Annotated in this window: 18 protein-coding genes; 9 read left to right on the plus strand and 9 right to left on the minus strand. The window is 34.7% G+C overall.

Annotated elements, in window-relative coordinates; all coding sequences use genetic code 11:
* Positions 1-148: 148 nt before the first annotated feature.
* Together HUE88_RS12055 and HUE88_RS12060 are read left to right on the plus strand one after the other, a co-directional pair.
* Positions 149-1,147 carry an IS110 family RNA-guided transposase gene (locus HUE88_RS12055; protein ID WP_194369361.1) on the plus strand — a complete coding sequence of 333 codons (999 nt, stop codon included), beginning with the start codon at positions 149-151 and terminating at the stop codon, positions 1,145-1,147.
* A gap of 171 nt (positions 1,148-1,318) precedes the next feature.
* Complete coding sequence (locus HUE88_RS12060; protein WP_194369363.1) at positions 1,319-2,692, plus strand: IS4 family transposase; 1,374 nt, start codon at positions 1,319-1,321, stop codon at positions 2,690-2,692.
* Between the two features lie 43 nt (positions 2,693-2,735).
* On the opposite strand, the gene HUE88_RS12065 is transcribed toward HUE88_RS12060, so the two are convergent.
* Positions 2,736-3,734, minus strand: coding sequence for an IS110 family RNA-guided transposase (locus HUE88_RS12065; RefSeq protein WP_194369361.1), 999 nt, complete (start codon positions 3,732-3,734; stop codon positions 2,736-2,738).
* 358 nt (positions 3,735-4,092) lie between these two features.
* On the opposite strand from HUE88_RS12065, the gene HUE88_RS12070 reads away from it, so the two are divergent.
* Entirely contained in the window at positions 4,093-5,934 is a 1,842-nt protein-coding gene (locus tag HUE88_RS12070; protein ID WP_229860083.1) for a GGDEF domain-containing protein, read from the plus strand.
* Between the two features lie 70 nt (positions 5,935-6,004).
* On the opposite strand, the gene HUE88_RS12075 is transcribed toward HUE88_RS12070, so the two are convergent.
* From HUE88_RS12075 to HUE88_RS12110, 8 genes are all read right to left on the minus strand, one after another.
* Positions 6,005-6,877, minus strand: coding sequence for a TIGR01777 family oxidoreductase (locus HUE88_RS12075; RefSeq protein WP_194369366.1), 873 nt, complete (start codon positions 6,875-6,877; stop codon positions 6,005-6,007).
* 69 nt (positions 6,878-6,946) lie between these two features.
* Entirely contained in the window at positions 6,947-9,184 is a 2,238-nt protein-coding gene (locus HUE88_RS12080) for an AAA family ATPase (protein ID WP_194369368.1), read from the minus strand.
* A gap of 3 nt (positions 9,185-9,187) precedes the next feature.
* Positions 9,188-10,069 (minus strand): glycine--tRNA ligase subunit alpha, encoded by an 882-nt coding sequence (gene glyQ / locus HUE88_RS12085; protein WP_194369370.1) that lies wholly within the window; start codon positions 10,067-10,069, stop codon positions 9,188-9,190.
* Positions 10,070-10,142: 73 nt separating this feature from the next.
* Positions 10,143-11,000, minus strand: a complete 858-nt coding sequence (locus HUE88_RS12090; protein WP_194369372.1) for a damage-control phosphatase ARMT1 family protein — start codon at positions 10,998-11,000, stop codon at positions 10,143-10,145.
* A 9-nt stretch (positions 11,001-11,009) separates the two neighbouring features.
* Positions 11,010-11,480: a DUF3972 domain-containing protein gene (locus HUE88_RS12095; protein WP_194369374.1), complete on the minus strand. Its 471-nt coding sequence runs from the start codon at positions 11,478-11,480 to the stop codon at positions 11,010-11,012.
* A gap of 21 nt (positions 11,481-11,501) precedes the next feature.
* The gene (gene purE / locus HUE88_RS12100; protein ID WP_194369376.1) at positions 11,502-12,002 is read right to left on the minus strand and encodes a 5-(carboxyamino)imidazole ribonucleotide mutase; all 501 of its coding nucleotides are present in this window, start codon (positions 12,000-12,002) and stop codon (positions 11,502-11,504) included.
* Between the two features lie 63 nt (positions 12,003-12,065).
* Positions 12,066-13,358 carry a peptidase U32 family protein gene (locus HUE88_RS12105; protein WP_194369378.1) on the minus strand — a complete coding sequence of 431 codons (1,293 nt, stop codon included), beginning with the start codon at positions 13,356-13,358 and terminating at the stop codon, positions 12,066-12,068.
* A complete protein-coding gene (locus tag HUE88_RS12110; RefSeq protein ID WP_194369380.1) occupies positions 13,355-14,062 on the minus strand; it encodes a chemotaxis protein in 708 nt (235 codons plus the stop codon). The genes HUE88_RS12105 and HUE88_RS12110 overlap by 4 nt, the downstream gene beginning before the upstream one ends.
* A gap of 83 nt (positions 14,063-14,145) precedes the next feature.
* On the opposite strand from HUE88_RS12110, the gene HUE88_RS12115 reads away from it, so the two are divergent.
* The 6 genes from HUE88_RS12115 (at position 14,146) to purF (ending at position 19,024) form a co-directional block, all read left to right on the plus strand.
* Positions 14,146-14,925: a histidinol-phosphatase HisJ family protein gene (locus tag HUE88_RS12115; protein ID WP_194369382.1), complete on the plus strand. Its 780-nt coding sequence runs from the start codon at positions 14,146-14,148 to the stop codon at positions 14,923-14,925.
* Positions 14,926-15,028: 103 nt separating this feature from the next.
* Entirely contained in the window at positions 15,029-15,349 is a 321-nt protein-coding gene (gene trxA / locus HUE88_RS12120) for a thioredoxin (RefSeq protein ID WP_194366449.1), read from the plus strand.
* Positions 15,350-15,434: 85 nt separating this feature from the next.
* On the plus strand, positions 15,435-15,854 hold the full coding sequence (locus tag HUE88_RS12125; protein WP_229860208.1) for a hypothetical protein: 420 nt from the start codon (positions 15,435-15,437) through the stop codon (positions 15,852-15,854).
* An 18-nt stretch (positions 15,855-15,872) separates the two neighbouring features.
* The gene (trxB, locus tag HUE88_RS12130) at positions 15,873-16,814 is read left to right on the plus strand and encodes a thioredoxin-disulfide reductase (protein ID WP_194372671.1); all 942 of its coding nucleotides are present in this window, start codon (positions 15,873-15,875) and stop codon (positions 16,812-16,814) included.
* A 24-nt stretch (positions 16,815-16,838) separates the two neighbouring features.
* A complete protein-coding gene (dapB, locus tag HUE88_RS12135; RefSeq protein ID WP_194369384.1) occupies positions 16,839-17,606 on the plus strand; it encodes a 4-hydroxy-tetrahydrodipicolinate reductase in 768 nt (255 codons plus the stop codon).
* Positions 17,607-17,668: 62 nt separating this feature from the next.
* On the plus strand, positions 17,669-19,024 hold the full coding sequence (gene purF, locus HUE88_RS12140) for an amidophosphoribosyltransferase (RefSeq protein ID WP_194369386.1): 1,356 nt from the start codon (positions 17,669-17,671) through the stop codon (positions 19,022-19,024).
* Positions 19,025-19,027: the final 3 nt, after the last annotated feature.

Below are 19,027 nucleotides of genomic sequence, written 5' to 3' on the forward strand. Positions count from 1 at the left end.
TTTCTAATATCTTTTTTTTGCAAGAAAAAGTTGAAGCTAGATCGGATTGAATCACGAGGCAAAGTTATGTGTAGTATTATTGCTTAAAAGTCACATAGGAGTTTACTCCTATGCTAACGAACTCTCTTAAAATAGTAGGAGGTTCACGGTGTCAAATTGTATCGGAATTGATGTATCAAAAGCAAGTATAAATATTCATATAGCAAAGAATAAGCAGGATTTAGTTTTAGAGAATAGCATTAAAGGTTTCAGGTCTCTTATCTCTAAATTAAAAAAAATATATAAAAAAGAGATGGAGAATATTGTCTTTATTTTTGAGCCAACAGGTAGTTATTCTGAAGCACTTAGAAAATATTCTTCAGAACAAAATATCAAGTGTTTTATCATAAATCCTAAGCAGTTTAGTAATTATGCTAAAGCATTGGGAGTGGAAGTAAAAAATGATATTGAAGATGCTAGAGTTCTTTCAAAAGCTCTTCATTTAGCTAAAGATAATCAGATCAAGGTTCCTGTATATAACGAAGATATAGAACATATTAAGGAGTTGATGAGTTTTTATAAATTCACGAAAAAACAAACAACACAACAGAAGAATCATCTTGAAGCATTGACAAGTAAAGATGGTGATAACTTCTCAATTAAAGAACTTAAAAAGTCTATCAAAGAATCGAAAGAAAAAGAGCTTAGAATTATTGAACAAGTACAAACTTTAATTGATTCTACGGATGAATATAAAATTGCATATGACAATATTATATCAATAAAAGGAGTTGGTCAAATTGGTGCCATTGTACTTTTACATCTCTTTTTAAAATACCCAGAAGCTAATCAAAGGCAGATTACCTCGTTAACAGGTCTAAATCCAATTTATAGACAATCCGGTACATCAATTCAATCAGGTTATAAAATAGCAAAGTCAGGCGCAAGTCTATATAGAAGTGTGATTTTTATGTCAGTTCTTACTGCTGTACAACATGATAAAAATTTTAAAAGTTTTTATGAGAGATTGAAATCTAAAGGAAAACATACAACATCTGCTCAAATTGCTGTCATGCGAAAAATAATACTTACTGCACATTCTCTTTATAAAAATAATAGAAAATATAATGAAAATTATAATACTCATGAAGCTTCTGATATGGAATAAAATTGAAGAGAATTGTTACTATCGGTATCATTTTTAAAGGAAGTTAAACGTGGCGACTTTCGCACATAGATTTCACTAAATCCACGAACTTAATTTGAGTATTAAAGCCCATAAATAGCCACTTTTTAGTATAATTTTGTCACCACAACATCAAAAATACAAGGCTATTTTATGGAACTTGACAATTATATACAAACTGCAGTGAGAAGCATATTAAAGAATCCAATACTTGAAGTGCTAACAGAGATAAAAATCACAAAAATACTTAAGCAGAGCAACTTCATTAAACGAAATGTTGGCTATCCACCATTTCAAATAATATTACACTTCGTTTATATGTTAGTGATGCAAAAACGCCAGTCAACATTTATAAAAAAGAGCGATAGTGCATTTGGGAAAGATGCCTATTACAGATTTATCAAAGATAGTCGTTACAACTGGCGAAAGTTTTTAATGCTAAGTACTACTGCACTTTTGCAAAGAATAAAACCACTACATAAAAATGGTGAACATCGCTTACTCATTATTGACGATACAGTAGAGTCTAAGAGAGGTAAATACATTGAGGGAAGCTGTAAATATATTTGGAGCAATAAAGAACATAGGAGTATCAATGCGCTCAATATCGTATCTCTAAATTATGCAGATTCACATTCAACTTTTCAATTAGATTTTTCTATAAAAATGAATGGTAGCAATAGAAAAGATATTTCAGAGTTCACAAATAAGCTACATCACAGAAGTAATGCATATCAGAGAAAGAGTGAAATTACTAAAGGCAAAAATATACTAGCTATTGAGATGCTGCAAAGAGCTTTGGATAACGGTGTTGATGCAGATTACTTGCTCGTAGATAGCTGGTATGCTAAACCGAATTTCATACATCAAGCTAATGAACTTGGTATGCCAGTAATAGCAAGACTTCCAAACAATAAACTTATTTGGAACTTTAAAGGCAAACATAAAACTATGAATGCAATCTATGACAGTATGAAAAACTATCGTCACAAAAGTAGTGGTAAACATGGCAAAATATCGTACAAATATTTCGATGCCATTGTAGAACATGCAGTTTTAGGTAAAGTCAAGCTCGTATTTTTACACACAGGTAAAGAGTTGTTAGTTTTTATCTCAAGTGATATTACTATTGCAGGCAAAGAGATTCTAGCAACTTATAAAAAGAGATGGAATATTGAACAAGGCTATAAAGATCTCAGAAACCTCTTCGGTTTTGGAAAAGAAGAAAATCGTATCTATGAATCACTAATTGCAAAAATAACACTATCTATGTTTGCATATAACATTGTAAGTTATATTAACCGTATAAAGCATGAACCACAAACTCTTGGAGAACTCTTTAGAGATTTAGAATGTGAGCTTGAAACACTGGCAATATCAATGCAACTCTTTATTAAAATACTGACAAAAATCTCTGAAATCCAAAATGTTGTCAAGGATAATAAAAATTTACTCAATATTATCGCTGTGCTCAGTGCTTATACTCAAAAAGAGTTAGGTTTTATGTGCGAAAGTCGCCACGTTTAACTTCCTTTAAAAATGATACCGATAGTAACAATTCTCTTCAATTTTATTCCATATCAGAAGCTTCATGAGTATTATAATTTTCATTATATTTTCTATTATTTTTATAAAGAGAATGTGCAGTAAGTATTATTTTTCGCATGACAGCAATTTGAGCAGATGTTGTATGTTTTCCTTTAGATTTCAATCTCTCATAAAAACTTTTAAAATTTTTATCATGTTGTACAGCAGTAAGAACTGACATAAAAATCACACTTCTATATAGACTTGCGCCTGACTTTGCTATTTTATAACCTGATTGAATTGATGTACCGGATTGTCTATAAATTGGATTTAGACCTGTTAACGAGGTAATCTGCCTTTGATTAGCTTCTGGGTATTTTAAAAAGAGATGTAAAAGTACAATGGCACCAATTTGACCAACTCCTTTTATTGATATAATATTGTCATATGCAATTTTATATTCATCCGTAGAATCAATTAAAGTTTGTACTTGTTCAATAATTCTAAGCTCTTTTTCTTTCGATTCTTTGATAGACTTTTTAAGTTCTTTAATTGAGAAGTTATCACCATCTTTACTTGTCAATGCTTCAAGATGATTCTTCTGTTGTGTTGTTTGTTTTTTCGTGAATTTATAAAAACTCATCAACTCCTTAATATGTTCTATATCTTCGTTATATACAGGAACCTTGATCTGATTATCTTTAGCTAAATGAAGAGCTTTTGAAAGAACTCTAGCATCTTCAATATCATTTTTTACTTCCACTCCCAATGCTTTAGCATAATTACTAAACTGCTTAGGATTTATGATAAAACACTTGATATTTTGTTCTGAAGAATATTTTCTAAGTGCTTCAGAATAACTACCTGTTGGCTCAAAAATAAAGACAATATTCTCCATCTCTTTTTTATATATTTTTTTTAATTTAGAGATAAGAGACCTGAAACCTTTAATGCTATTCTCTAAAACTAAATCCTGCTTATTCTTTGCTATATGAATATTTATACTTGCTTTTGATACATCAATTCCGATACAATTTGACACCGTGAACCTCCTAATATTTTAAGAGAGTTCGTTAGCATAGGAGTAAACTCCTATGTGACTTTTAAGCAATAATACTACACATAACTTTGCCTCGTGATTCAATCCGATCTAGCTTCAACTTTTTCTTGCAAAAAAAAGATATTAGAAACCGATCCACTCGCCACTCAAATTTAAAGTGTAATTATCCGACTTTCGCACAAGCTAGACTATGCCGCTTTAGTTAAGTACCGATACATTACTTCTAACGAACAACTCAAAAGAAGTATAAACTAAAAATTTACAAAAAAAAGAACATACGAGTTGAGTAAAATAATTTATTTTACGCTAAAATCTTCATTATTAAAAAAAAGGTTGATTGATGGAATCAAAACAAAAAGTCATTGTATCGCTAGTGATTATTTTTACTCTATTTTTTATAGCTATGATAGTTAGTACGGTAATAAATTTTAGAAACTATGGTATAAAGACGGCTGAAGACAAGGCTAGTATCACTGCAGAAATTGTAAAAATTGGTCTTACTGCACATATGGTTAATGGAATTACAGATCAGAGAGACTATTTTCTAAAACAGATAGGCGATGTGGAGAAGATTAGTCAACTTTGGATAGCAAGATCTCCTAGCGTTGTAAAACAGTACGGAGAAGGTCATAACAATGAAATACCAAGAGATAATATAGACAAAGAGGTGCTTGAAACCGGAAATACAAAATCAATCACAACCGAAACACTAGGCAAAAGCACAATTCGTGTAACCATCCCTTTCGCTGCAACAGAATTTCAGACTCCAAGCTGTATGGGGTGCCATGAGGCAAAAGAGGGCGAAGTTTTAGGTGTTGTAAGCATGGTAATGGATATAACTGAACTTCGCATGGGTAGCATAAGAACCGTTCTTTATAATATGGGTCTAACACTCATAGCAGTCTTATTTGTTTTTATAGTTATAAATAGGTTTATAAAACCTTTCGTCAGTATATTTTACTCCATTAGAGATGTTATGAACGGTGCAAAACATGGTGATTATTCCATAAGAGTTAAAGGCTCTAAGAATGAAGAGAACTCTTCATTGGCAAGCCTTTTAAATTCCCTTTTGGAAAAACTCCAACATACATTTGAAGAGCTAGATAAAAAAGTATATGTATTTATTAAAAATAAAAATTATGTTAAAGAGGCTGATCCTCTTAAAAATATCAACTGTACAATAGACAGATTATCAGATATCTATAAGTTTAAACAAACTATAGAAAATGATAAAGAACTCGAAGATATATACAATAGAATAGCATATGTTCTGAAAAATCATTTTAACCTAGATGAATTTACTATAATTGAAATTGATACTATGAACAAACTCAAAAAAATTGTTCATTCACAAAAAGAGTGTCACTGTGATATCATAGATAATGAGTGCAGAGCAGACCGTATAAATGCAAGCGTAGACTCAACTGTTTTTGCAAACTCCTGTGAAGTCTCTAATCTTGAGGCTGGTAAAGAGTATATCTGTACTCCATATACAATATCAAATGAACTGCAACTAGTTCTAACAATTGTTACTAGTGATGAGAAGCAGACGGAATATGTGAGATCAATCATGAGTGATATTGAAGATTACATAACTACAGCACGACCTGCAATAGTTGGGAAAAAATTGATGCAAACTCTTAACAAGATAGCTAGAGTTGATCAACTTACAAATATGTACAATCGAAAGTTTTTAGATGAATTTGCTGATATATCGGTTCCTCAGGCACTTCGCGCTAATACCTCATATGGTGTTTTAATGATTGATATTGATTATTTCAAAATGATAAATGATGATTATGGACACGATGTGGGTGATGAAGCTATTCGCATAGTCTCAGGTGTGATTAGAAAGCAGATACGCAAATCCGACCTTGCGATTCGTTATGGTGGAGAGGAGTTTATAGCACTTCTATACAACTGCAATGAAGATAATATTATAAAAATTGCAGAATCTATAAGAGTTGAGTTCTCCAAACAAAAAATTCCCGCAGCTGGCAAAACATTTAGCAAAACACTAAGTGTAGGGTGTTCTCGCTTCCCGCAGGACAGTGACAGCATTTGGAAATGTATCAAGTTTGCAGATATTGCATTGTATCAAGCGAAAGAGGGCGGGAGAAATCAGGTTGTAGCCTTCAAGCAAGAGATGATTGATAACAAAGAGATGGGTGAGAGTTACTAACTCTCGCTAAAGCAGTACGGCAATATGCCACACTGCTTAAAATATTCTACATGTAGAAAAAAAGATATACCTACTTTAGGATATTTTGCAAAGCATCTTCAAATTTTTCATAATCAAAAACAAACCCATTTTCAAGCAGCTTTGTCGGATATACCTCTTTTGAATCAAGCATAACAGTAGAACCCTCCCCAAAAATTAGTTTTAACATAAAAGATGGCACACTAAAAAAAGTAGGTCTATGTAGCATTTTTCCTAAGATTTCTGTTTGTTCATTGTTTGACAAAGGAGATGGTGAAGTGAAGTTTACAGAGCCTCTGATTTCTGGAGTTTTAACAATAAATTTGATAGCTCTAAGCAAATCATCTATGTGAATCCACGAGACCATTTGTGAACCATTGCCAAGTTTTCCACCAACGCCCATCTTAAAAGGTGGCAATATTTTTTGCATCGCCCCACCCTCTTTTGCGTATATAACTCCAAACCTCATCTGAACGGACCTAACTCCAAGAACTTCAGCCTTTCTAGCCTCTGCTTCCCAATCTTGACATAGCTTAGATAAAAAATCATCTGCAAAATTTTGAGAATCATCATTATGAGAATCAATGGAGTTGTAAATTCCCACGGCTGATGCGGTTAAAAAAAGTTTTGGTTTATCTTTACACAACTTCATTGCATCAACTAGCTTTTTGGTTGTATCTATGCGACTGCTGTAAAGATTTTTTTTGTACTTATCACTCCACCGAGCAATTATAGTTGTCCCGCTTAAGTTTATCAGAATGTCACACTTCTCTAACTCCTTGGCGATACTCTCGATTGGCGTATCATTACGTACTTTTAAACCAATCACATCGTTATGTTTTGAGTTAAACAGAGTTTCTAATTTTGAGCCGACTAAGCCGCTTTTACCACAAATAACTATTTTTAGTTTATTTCCTATTGACATGCAAGACTCCAAAAACAAATATTGTTTTGATTATAGAGCGATGTTAATAAAAAAGCCCTTACTCTTGCATTATAACTCTAAAAGAACGGTATCTCTTCGGGTGGCTTCAAACTTTTTGCAGGCAGACTCAAAAGCTCCGCTCTCACCAATCAAAATACACTTATGCTTAGCTCTAGTAACCGCTGTATAAATCAACTTTGTGTTGTGCATAATAAAGTGAGAGAAACTCATAGGGATAACAACAATGTCGTACTCCATCCCTTGAACTTTGTGAATGGTAAGAGCATAAGAGAGCATCAAGTGGGACTTTAACTCTTCGTACTCATATACAACTACAACATCCTCATTTGGGTAAAAAACAAATACCTGCTCATCTTCTTCTTCTATCTTAAAAAGCAGTCCGCTCATGCCGTTAAATATTCTTCTTTGACTCGACTCTTCCCCGCTCTTAAAACCGTCTGTGCTCCATGAAGTCATGTTCTCATTTTTTGTGTGGACAACTTTGTCCATAAGTCTAAACTCACTCCCCCCTTTTTTAACACACTTTTTAGGGTTTGGATTAAAGTACTCCTGCAAAACTATGTTAAGATTGTTTGAGCCCAGAGTTCCGCCCTTCATTGGGGTTATAACTTGAAAATAATTCAGATACTCTTTTATCTGCTTGTTGCTCAGTCTATATCTTGCCTTCTCGATTGAGTCTACAACTTTATGCACGATTTGAGTAACAATCTGAGAGGCGTTATCCTCACGCATATCTTGTAACTCATTTTGTGAGAGTTGATTTTTCAAAGCATAGTAGTTAGCCATACTTACATCTATAAACTCAAAATCTTCATACTTCGCTCTATACTCCGGCACAATCCCTTTTCGTATATCATTAGCTATGAAAGTTATGGCTTGATCTTCGCTCTGTCGGTAAATTTTTGTAAGCTTTACTATCGGTGCCAATTTTAATTCTAAAACGTCACTTAAAATATTTCCTGCACCTATTGGCGGCAGTTGTGCATCATCTCCAACAACAATAAGCACGGCTTTATTGCTTATCTTTCTCACAAGCCTTGCAAAAAGAGACGAGTTAATCATGGAAGCTTCATCTATCAGTACAACGGAGAATGGAAAATGGTCTCTATCTTCAAACTTTACCAAAAGAGATTGAATTGTTGCACTTTCATAACCTGTTGTATCGGCAATTCTCTGCGATGCTATGCCGCTTAAAGCACATGTCATTATCTCTTTTGCATCATATCTTGTATTTAACAAATCCAGTATCGTTTTTGAAGTTGTGCTCTTTCCGGTTCCTGCATATCCGACTAAAAAAAGGAGTGATGCACCTTCATTAATCTTTTGAACTGCCTCTTTTTGCTGTTCTCCAAGCTGTAATTCACTCTCTTTTAAAAATTCATCCAAATTACCGACTAAACCGCCACTGTCTTTTTTAGCCCGCTCTATAAACGTGTCATACAGATACTTTTCAGAGTCATAAAGCCTAGCCGGAGAGACTCTGTTATTTTTCATAATAACTATACTCTGCTCACTGACTCTCTCTATGAGTGCAGCTTCATAAAGGTAGTTTTTGTCACTAAACCCAAGAAGCTCATTGAGCCCATCAAACAGAATCTCTTTTGCCACACAGCTGTTTCCCTGCTGTTCACAATAGTTTAAAAGCACATAATCCATAGCGGAACTTATGCGGTTGTCATTTTCTGGAGTAACTCCCATTTTAAGTGCCAACTCATCTGCCCTTTTAAACCCTATAGAGTTTATTGAGGTCAAAATATATGGATTGTTTTTTATCTTAGTGCAAGGTTCATCTACGTCTTTCATAGCAGTTGAGATTGTTATAAGCAAAGCCTGAGATACATCATAAGGGCTTAAAAACTCGCCAAGTTTTCTCATGGAGCGAAATTTTTTCCAAGACTCTTGAATCTTCTTTAATCTCTTCTCTTTTATCCCGTTAAACTCCAATAGTTTTTCTATGTCATTGTCCAAGATTTCAATGAGCTTCTCATTTCCAAAATGCTCAATTAGTTCAGCGGAGAGCTGTTTGGTAAAACCTTTAACAATTTTATTTAAAAAGAAAAATAGTTGATTTTGATTTACTTTGATAGATTCAAATTTGAAGGTTTTTCCGTATTTTTTATGCTCTTCCCAGTAACCTTTTAAGGTTATAGCCGACCCTTTTATATGACTGACTTCGCTCTCATAGTAAGAGCCACTGACTTTTTCACCGCTTTTTAAAACCGCTATAAAAAAGCCCTCATCTTCAAAAAGTATTTTGTCTATTTGACCGATGAGCGTATCACTCAAGAACTAAGCCCTAACTCTCTCAATTCTCTCAGCTTCTTGTGATTTGTACAACTCTGCACACCCTTTTGATAGTTCACGGATTTTTAGGATGTAGTTTTGTCTCTCTGTTTGTGAGATAGCTTTTCTTGCATCGAGTACATTAAATGTGTTTGCTGCCATCATACACAAGTCGTAAGCCGGAAGAGGAAGCCCAGCCTCAATGGTGCGCAAACACTCTTTGCTTTTTGCATTAAACTCAGCAAACAGCATCTCAACATCTGCGACTTCAAAGTTGTACTTCGAAAACTCTATTTCACTCTCTTTGTGCACATCTTTATAGTAAGTTTTTCCGTGTACATTTTCATTCCAAACGATATCAAAAATATTATCAACACCCTGCAAGTACATGGCAAGTCTCTCTGTTCCGTAAGTTATTTCAACGGCTACGGGATTGCATTCTATCCCTCCTACCTGTTGAAAATAGGTAAACTGAGTCACTTCCATTCCGTTGAGCCAAACTTCCCAGCCAAGACCCCATGCACCGAGAGTAGGAGACTCCCAGTTGTCTTCTACAAAACGGATGTCATGTTGTGAGACATCAAGTCCCAAGTGCTCCAAAGATTTCAGGTAAAGCTCTTGAATATTGTCAGGTGATGGTTTTATAAGTGCCTGAAACTGATAGTAAGAACCGAGTCTGTTAGGATTCTCCCCATATCTTCCGTCAGTTGGTCGACGAGACGGTGCAACATAGGCAACGGACCATGGAGTTGAGTCTAGTGAACGAAGAAACGTAGCTGGATGAAAAGTTCCAGCACCTGCCGGAATATCATATGGCTGAACAATATTACACCCCTGCTTCATCCAAAATTCTTGTAATTTTAGTAGCATTTCGCTAAAAGTTATCATTTATTTACCCTAATCTATTTTATAATTTCGTAATTATACCAAGCTGAGTTAAAAGTTAGATTTATTAAAGTTTTTATGCCATTTTACAAACGATATCACCAATCTCTTTACCCAAAGAGTTGGCAACAACACTGCATTTTACTTTAAGTAAAAAGCAGATGTCTTTTCTGTGTGATGGACTCATGCACTCATAGTTACCCATCCCTTTTGAGATGACCAAGTCTACGCTGTCAAATAGCTCTTTTGAGTAGATATTTGCTCGGCTGTATGTAAATCCGGGTGTATTCACTCCGCTGTCTACAAGTTCGCAAAGCTCATCAAACCCGGCTTTTTTTGCCTCTTTTATCGTTACATCATTAATTATCGGATTGCCTCTAACCATATATGAAAATTTTACATGTGGAGACATCTCTTTAAGAGTTTCAATAAACAAATAATCAAATATATGCTCACCCACGTTATCGCCAATGACTAAAACTGTTTTTGATGTAGATAATTTTTCTTTTAATATATCAAAGTCATCATATGCGAAATCTGTTTCAAATATCTTATTTAGTTCATCCTCCAAATCAAACTCCACTGCAGCTGCCAAATCTATAACATTTCCGGCAACAGCAATTTTTGTTGCCGTTAAAAGCTTATTGTTTGAGGATAGTAGTCTGTTTTTTAGTAGTGGTATAAATGAGAGTGCTTTTTTTGTTGAGAGCTCTTTAACCTCATCGTAAAGGTCGGTTTTATTTGCAATTTCTGCAAGTTTTTCATAAACATAAGAGGCAATTTCCGGAGGGTTGTCTTTAAATGAGAACTCTTTACTCATAAGCTCAACCGTCGAAACCATTTCACTTGTCAGAGACTCAGACGCCTCTATAGCCTTTGCGACTCTGGCACTTTGATTTATTATGCAGCCAATACACTCTTTATCTATTGTCATATAATAAAGTTAATTTGTATGTTCATCTATTGCTTTGTTCCACATAAGTTTATATTTTCTTCTCATAAACTCAACTTCTTGCTGTGAAAGCTTAAGTTGTTCAGTTAAAGTTGCTATTGTTTTTCTATCTTCATCATAAAGTTCCTGCAAAGACCCAAGAGCCTCTCTTAAAAATTCATTTTCAGCTCTTACAGCGGTAAGAGTTTCGTCTTTGGCATCAAGAACTTTCTCATGAAGGTTAATGATAGTACCGATTGTTTTTTCCACAAACTGAGGCTGTACTAACATCTCATGAGTGTTACGAGCAGAGAGTTCTCTTAGCTGTGCAGGAACGACTTCACTTGACCCCTTAGATGGATCAATGTATCTAATCCCATCTTCTACTTTTAGAGTAAGTTTCCCTCTATCTGCCAACTCATCAATAGCTGAAATATCAAGCCCGGTAAGCTCCATATACTCTTCATCACTCATCCATTTCATTAATGCCCCTTTTTATAGAAACTACAAAGATATAATAGTTTCAATCTCCATAGAGTCCATCTCAACTTTTTTAGCTTTTGCAATTCTGTCTTCTTTTAATTTAATTGCTAACTCTTCATTATCTAGTGCTAATATCTGCATCGCTAAGTAAGCTGAATTAATAGCTCCAGCTTTTCCTATCGCTACAGTAGCAACTGGCATTCCAGCTGGCATTTGAACAGTTGAAAGAAGTGCATCAATACCAGATAGGGCAGATGCACTCATCGGCACACCAATAATAGGTTTGACTGTTTTAGATGACAAAACACCTGCCAAATGTGCGGCCATACCCGCCGCAGCAATGAATACCTGCGCCCCTTTTTTCTCTGCTGTAATTATATACTCTTTAGTTCTCTCTGGTGAACGGTGAGCAGAAGATATAATCATCTCATAACTAACTCCAAAAGCCTCAAGTGTATCTGAACATGATTTCATTACCTCGTAATCACTTTTACTGCCTATAACAATTGAAACAAATTTCATTTAGCTTTCCTTATATTTATTATTTCGAGATTATAGCACACCAAAGACATGCTACATTTATATTCACTTCTTTGGTTGAGTCCCCATGTCTTCACTTGATGGAATTCTTAAAAAGGTATAGGCTGGAAGCTTTGTAGGCAGAGTTATAGGGTTTACATTTCCGCTATGAACTTCTTCCCACACTTTTTTATTTTCTGCAAGTAGCTGCTTTAGCTTTAAGTAAGTTCGTCCATCTCTCTCATATGTAGTGCCTATTTCATTATCTACAATTTCTACATATGAATTTAGCGGAGCTACAATTTCAAGTTCATCATTTGGTAAAGTCTTATACTTACATAAAAAGTGAGTTCCTTCTTCATTAACAATTCCACTTACTTGGTGTGTACCAAGTTGCATACTAAAATCCAAACTTTGTGTATCGTGTTTTTCAAATGGACGCGATACCAAATAAGCATCTGTATATCCACGATTTTGAAGAGATTGCAGTTCATATTGATATTTATCATTATTAACTCTATCTTCGTAATAATCATCTATTGCCATTCTGTAAGCTTTTGCTGTAACAGCTGCATAATATGCTGTTTTTGTACGACCTTCAACTTTAACTGAATCAACAACACAACTATCTAATATCTCTTTCATATGAGATGCAAGATTTAAATCTTTTGCATTCATAATATATGTACCGACTCCATCATCCTCTTCTAGTTTAAAAAGAGTTCCTGTTTCTGGATTTGCTGCATACATCTCATAAGGAAATCTACAATCATTAGCACAGCTTCCACGATTAGGAACTCTACCGCTTTGAAGAGTAGATATAAGGCATCTGCCGCTGTATGCAAAGCACATAGAGCCATGAACAAATACTTCCAACTCTAAATCTGGAAGCTCTTTTTTTATCTCTTTTAAATCTTTTAATGAAATTTCACGAGCTGTTATTATGCGAGTAGCTCCCATATCATAGTAGACTTTTGCATCTAGAACATTCATTACATTAGCTTGAGTTGAAAGGTGTATAGGCATATCTGGTGCTAACTCGTGAGCAAGTTTTAAAACTCCAGGAGTTGCAACTATAAAAGCGTCAGGCTTAAGTTTTGCCATTGCTAAAATATGTTTCTTTAATAAATTAAGCTGAGAGTTAAAAGGGAATCCGTTTATAGTAACATATACTTTTTTGCCCCTTGCATGAGCGTAAGCTATCCCCTCTGCAAACTCTTCCATACTAAACTCTTTACCTGAGCGAATACGAAGAGAGAAGTGGCTAACTCCACCATAGACAGCATCTGCACCAAAGTCAAAAGCAATTTTTAATTTTTCAAGTGTCCCTGCAGGAGATAGAAGTTCTACTTTTTTCATTTACTTCCGAACTGCTCCAAAAGTGCCTCGATTTCATCCATTGAAGCTATATCATTATGCGTATCACCAACAATATGCTGAGCAGAAGATACTCTTTTCTCATCCTCGATTTTACATTCAAAAAGAGAGTTCATATATCGTGATAGCGCTCTCATAACATTTATAACACGCTCAATTTTTTGGCGATGGATATCTTGATACTGCATGATATCCATAACGCTCATTATAGCATCACCACTATTTTGAAGTGTTTCTACAGCCTCAATTGTGTCATTTAGTGCGGATTCATTTTTCTCTAATTGTATTTTAAAAGCTTCGACATCCGGAAATTTTTCACTAAGTTTGGTAAAAAGTTCAATATTGCTGTTTAACACTTCCATAACATTATTGACATTTTCTTCTTTTGCCATCAGCTCATTACTGACACCTTCAATAATATCAAAAATTTCACTAGCCTTTTCTTCACTCTCTTTTGTTACATTATCCAGCTGATGAACCATTTTATTCTCATCAGTCGCCGGTAAAGGCCAATGGTGAGCGGTCTCTTCACTGTACCCTAGTGGCTTATCATCAGTTTTAACAGATTTTTTTTCTATTACCTGCTCTTCTTCGACTTCAATCTCTTCGGCTTCATCAGTAAGTTCTGAGGCATCTAAATCATCAATATCTTCGTTCATCAAAGCATCTAATTCTTCTTGTGTCATACAATCTTCTCCGTCTACATAAAATTAGTTAAATTTAATATTTGTCACTATAATATCATAAATAATCTATAAATAGAGAAAAAATGACAGTTGATTTACACAACCACACAAAACTTTGTAATCATGCGGATGGTGAAATTTTTGAATATATTGAAAAAGCAATAAAGTGCAATATAAAATATTTTGGATTTTCAGACCATGCCCCAATGAGTTTTGATCCAAAATATCGGATGAGTTTTGAGCAAATGAAAACCTATGAGTCTGATGTATTAAAAGCCAAAGAGAAATATAAAAACAAGATAGATATACTCATCGGTTACGAGGTTGATTATCTTGTAGGTCATATGGACAAAAGAATATTAAGTGCAAATGTTGACTATCTTATCGGTTCTGTCCATTTTATCGATGAGTGGGGATTTGACAACCCTGAATTTATAGGTAACTATAAAAATCAAGATATAGATGAGATCTGGCAAAAATATTTTAATGCAATAAGAGACATGGCAAAAAGTGGACTATTTGATATTGTGGGACATTTAGACCTCATAAAAGTATTTAAATTTATGCCAAAAAAAAATATTGTCTCTATTGCCAAAGAAGCACTCCAAGCTATAAAAGAAGCAGATATGAGCATAGAAATAAACGTAGCCGGACTGAGAAAACCTATTGCAGAAGCTTATCCGTCATTGTCTCTTTTAAAAGAAGCTTACAAACTTGATATTCCAATTACTTTTGGTTCTGATGCTCACAATCCTGAGCAAGTTGGACTATTTAGTAATGAAGTCATAGAAATGACAAAAAGTGTTGGCTACACAAAATGTGCAATTTATAGAGCCAGACAAAGAGAGTTTATTATTTTTTAAACTTTTTAAAAGTTATGATTTATTTTATACTTATAATATAAAGCAGTTATAAAGATTTAGACTTGTATAATGTTCGTAAATAAAAATTATTAAGGAAATAACAATGGGTAAATACATAGAATTAACAGGTTCAGACTTTGAAGCAACTTTAAGTGAAGGTGTGTCTTTAGTAGACTTCTGGGCACCTTGGTGTGGACCTTGTCGTATGATAGCTCCTGTAATCGAAGAGTTAGCTGAAGATTTTGACGGAAAAGCTAAAATCTGTAAAGTAAACACTGACGAAGAGCAAGATATTGCAGTTAAGTTTGGTATCCGTTCTATTCCTACTATTATGTTTTTCAAAAATGGTGAAATGGTAGACCAAGTTGTTGGTGCACAATCCAAAGCTGCATTAGCTGAAAAAATAAACGCTCTTTTAGCGTAATTGTAAAAAGATTAGATTAGTGGCAAAGGGAGGCAGAAGCCTCTTTTCACTCTCTACTCTTCTCGCATCTTTTTTTGGCGCGGCTATGATAGCCGCTGCCTTTGCATACTTCAACTACAAATTTTCTGAATATAAATTTATTGATTTCAAAGAGTGGGTTTTTTATGAAAAAAAAGATATATTTACTCCAAAACAGGATAAATATGTTGTAATTTTTTATAGTTCCAAAGAAAGAGATGTCGTAGAGCAGTTATCCGAGATAGAGTTGAATCTTCCTGTTATTGCAATAGATTATTATAATGAAGCATTTTCAAATTCAAAAAATACAACATTTTTGAGAGCTGGAACAAAAACAAGCCTTAGTTTTATTCAAAGATTTAATATATATGAATCCCCAACTATTTTTTTTATCAAAAAACATAAAGAATCTATTTATAAACAAGATAGTATGATACGAAAATTAGATAATTTAAAAGAGTTATCAAAACAAGTAGATTTACTTTAAAAAATAGGAATATTTATGATACTGGATTGTGCAATTATCGGCGGTGGACCTGCAGGACTTACTGCAGGATTATACACCACACGTGGTGGTTTAGAGAATGTAACAATGTTTGAAAAAGGGATGCCAGGTGGTCAAATCACTTCAAGTAGTGAAATAGAAAATTACCCTGGAGTAACCGGTGAAATCACAGGTATGGATTTGATGATGCCGTGGCCTGAGCAATGCCAAAAATTTGGACTTAAACATGAAATGGTAGAAGTAAAACGTGTCACAAAAGATGGAGATATTTTTAAAATTCATAAAGAAGACGGAAGCATAACTGAAGCACATAGTGTTATTATTGGCACTGGTTCCTCTCCTCGTCGTGCAGGTTTTGCCGGAGAAGATGAATTTTTTGGAAAAGGGGTAAGCACATGTGCAACATGTGATGGTTTTTTCTATAAAGGAAAAGAGGTTGCTGTTGTTGGTGGTGGTGACACAGCCTTAGAAGAGGCACTTTATCTTGCTAAAATATGTTCTAAAGTTTATTTAATTCACAGGCGAGATACTTTCCGCTCGGCTCCAAATACAGTTGCTAGAATTAAAAAAACAGAGAATATTGAGCTGGTTTTAAACTCAGTTCCGCACGAGGTATATGGTGATGCCATGGGTGTTACTGGGCTTCGTGTTAAAAATAAAAATGGTGAAATTAGGGACATTAAAGTTCCCGGAGTTTTCACCTTTGTGGGAAATGATGTAAATAATCAAACTCTTATTCAAGAAGATGGCAGCTTTCTTTGCGATGTGAATAAATCTGGTGAAGTTATAGTTGATATTAGCATGAAAACTTCTATTGACGGACTTTTTGCAACCGGTGATATGCGCATAGCAGCCCCAAAACAGGTTGTCAGTGCAGCAGGAGACGGTGCTGTTGCAGCTCTTCAAGCTATCTCATATGTAGATGAGAAATTACACTCTTAGAAAACAAAATTAAGGAATATATTTATGGTAAAAGTTGGTGTTTTTGGTGCAAATGGTAGAGTTGGAAAACTAATAATAGATGATTTAAAACTTACTAGTGACATAAGTCTTAGTTCCGTATATGTACGTAATAACTTAAATTTCACTATTGACCCTTCTGTTTTAGTAACCACAGATATCAAATCATTTTTGAATGGGTGTGATATTATTATAGATTTTTCTCTCCCTGAGGCCTGTGAAACACTCCTTGAAGAGTGCCTAAAAACACCAAAGCCATTAGTAATAGGCACTACTGGGTTAAGTGCTCATCAATTAAATCTTCTAAAACAAGCAAGTGAAAAAATGCCTGTTTTATACGCTACCAATATGTCTTTAGGAGTAGCACTTTTAAATAAACTTGTCTATCAGGCATCCGCTGCACTTGATGGTTTTGATATTGAAATAGTTGAGATGCATCATAAGCATAAAAAAGATGCTCCAAGTGGTACTGCGCTAACTTTGGGTGAGTCTGCGGCTCGTGGTCGTGGTCTTGATTTAGACAAAGTTCGAGTCAGTGGAAGAGATGGTAACATTGGTGAGCGAAGTGAAGATGAAATAGCCGTTATGGCACTTAGGGGTGGAGATATTGTTGGTCGTCATACGGTTGGATTTTACAATGATGGTGAATTTATAGAACTAAACCACACAGCAACCTCAAGGAATACATTTTCAAAAGGTGCAATCAGAGCTGCTACCTGGCTAGCAGACAAGAAAGCAGGGCTTTACTCAATTTCTGATTGTTTAGAGTTGTAAAATCAACAAAGTTTTACCTTTGGTTCAGTATAATTCCATAATTATTTTTCTAGGAGAAAAATGTGCGAGAAGATATTAATGAGAAATGTGCTGTTGTTGGGATTTTTGGTCATGAAGAGGCTTCTAAGTTAGCTTATTTTTCACTACATGCTCTTCAACATCGTGGTCAAGAAGCAGCTGGCATAAGCTCTTCTGATGGAGAGAAACTTCATACTATCAAGAAACGTGGTTTAGTTATGCGTGTTTTTGATGAGGCTAAATTAAAAACTCTTAGTGGCTCTAGCGCAATAGGTCATACCCGCTATTCAACAGCGGGGGATGACTCTATACTTGATGCACAGCCCGTCTTTGCAAGATATGATCTAGGTGAGATGGCAATTGTTCATAATGGAAATTTAACCAATGCAGAAGAAGTTCGTAATAAACTTATTGAAAAAGGTGCAATTTTTCAAACATTTATGGACACAGAAAATCTTATTCATCTTATAGCCAAAAGTGAAAAAAAGAAACTCCTAGATAGAATTATAGATGCTGTTGGGAGAATAGAGGGTGCTTTTTCACTTGTATTTTTAAGCAGGACAAAAATGTTCGCAATGCGAGACCGCTTTGGATTTCGTCCATTAAGTCTAGGAAAATTACCAAATGGTGGCTACATAGTAGCAAGTGAGAGCTGTGCTTTTGATCTTGTCAGCGCTGAATTTGTAAGAGATGTTGAGCCAGGTGAACTTTTAATTTTCGAAGACGGCAAAGAGCCAAAAAGTATAAAAGTTTTTGAGCCAACTCCTAAACACTGTATTTTTGAGTATGTATATTTTGCTAGACCCGATTCTAAAGTTTTTGGTCAATCGGTTTATCAAACTAGAAAAAACATGGGAAAAGAACTTGCACATATCAAACCGGTTGAGGCTGATATAGTTATACCTGTACCAGATGGTGGTGTTCCTGCCGCTATTGGTTATGCGCAGGAGAGTGGGATACCATATGAAATGGGCATAATGAGAAATCATTATATTGGCCGTACATTTATTGAACCTACACAAGAGATGCGTGACTTAAAAGTAAAAATGAAACTTTCACCCATGACAGATATAATTAAAGGCAAAAGAGTAATTGTTGTTGATGACTCGATTGTGCGTGGAACAACATCAAAAAGAATTGTCAGGATGCTAAAAGAAGCAGGTGCGATAGAGGTTCATATGAGAGTTTCTTCTCCTCCAACAACTGACCCTTGCTATTATGGAGTAGATACACCAAATAAAGATAAGCTCATTGCAGCAAATATGACTATAGATGAAATATGTAAGTTTATAGAAGCTGACTCACTAGCTTATTTAGATGGTCCAGCTCTTTTAAGAAGTGTAAACACCAAAGAAGACAACTACTGTACAGCTTGTTTTACTGGCGATTACATAGTTTAGAGT

This window comes from Candidatus Sulfurimonas baltica (assembly GCF_015265455.1).
Classification (GTDB): domain Bacteria; phylum Campylobacterota; class Campylobacteria; order Campylobacterales; family Sulfurimonadaceae; genus Sulfurimonas; species Sulfurimonas baltica.

Excerpts from the sequence above, each read along its gene's own strand:
- HUE88_RS12060 (WP_194369363.1), top strand. The coding sequence starts at position 1,319 with ATGGAACTTGACAATTATATACAAACTGCAGTGAGAAGCATATTAAAG.
- HUE88_RS12070 (WP_229860083.1), top strand. The coding sequence starts at position 4,093 with ATGGAATCAAAACAAAAAGTCATTGTATCGCTAGTGATTATTTTTACT.
- HUE88_RS12075 (WP_194369366.1), bottom strand. The coding sequence starts at position 6,877 with ATGTCAATAGGAAATAAACTAAAAATAGTTATTTGTGGTAAAAGCGGC.
- glyQ (WP_194369370.1), bottom strand. The coding sequence starts at position 10,069 with ATGATAACTTTTAGCGAAATGCTACTAAAATTACAAGAATTTTGGATG.
- HUE88_RS12090 (WP_194369372.1), bottom strand. The coding sequence starts at position 11,000 with ATGACAATAGATAAAGAGTGTATTGGCTGCATAATAAATCAAAGTGCC.
- HUE88_RS12095 (WP_194369374.1), bottom strand. The coding sequence starts at position 11,480 with ATGAAATGGATGAGTGATGAAGAGTATATGGAGCTTACCGGGCTTGAT.
- purE (WP_194369376.1), bottom strand. The coding sequence starts at position 12,002 with ATGAAATTTGTTTCAATTGTTATAGGCAGTAAAAGTGATTACGAGGTA.
- HUE88_RS12105 (WP_194369378.1), bottom strand. The coding sequence starts at position 13,358 with ATGAAAAAAGTAGAACTTCTATCTCCTGCAGGGACACTTGAAAAATTA.
- HUE88_RS12110 (WP_194369380.1), bottom strand. The coding sequence starts at position 14,062 with ATGACACAAGAAGAATTAGATGCTTTGATGAACGAAGATATTGATGAT.
- HUE88_RS12115 (WP_194369382.1), top strand. The coding sequence starts at position 14,146 with ATGACAGTTGATTTACACAACCACACAAAACTTTGTAATCATGCGGAT.
- trxA (WP_194366449.1), top strand. The coding sequence starts at position 15,029 with ATGGGTAAATACATAGAATTAACAGGTTCAGACTTTGAAGCAACTTTA.
- HUE88_RS12125 (WP_229860208.1), top strand. The coding sequence starts at position 15,435 with ATGATAGCCGCTGCCTTTGCATACTTCAACTACAAATTTTCTGAATAT.
- dapB (WP_194369384.1), top strand. The coding sequence starts at position 16,839 with ATGGTAAAAGTTGGTGTTTTTGGTGCAAATGGTAGAGTTGGAAAACTA.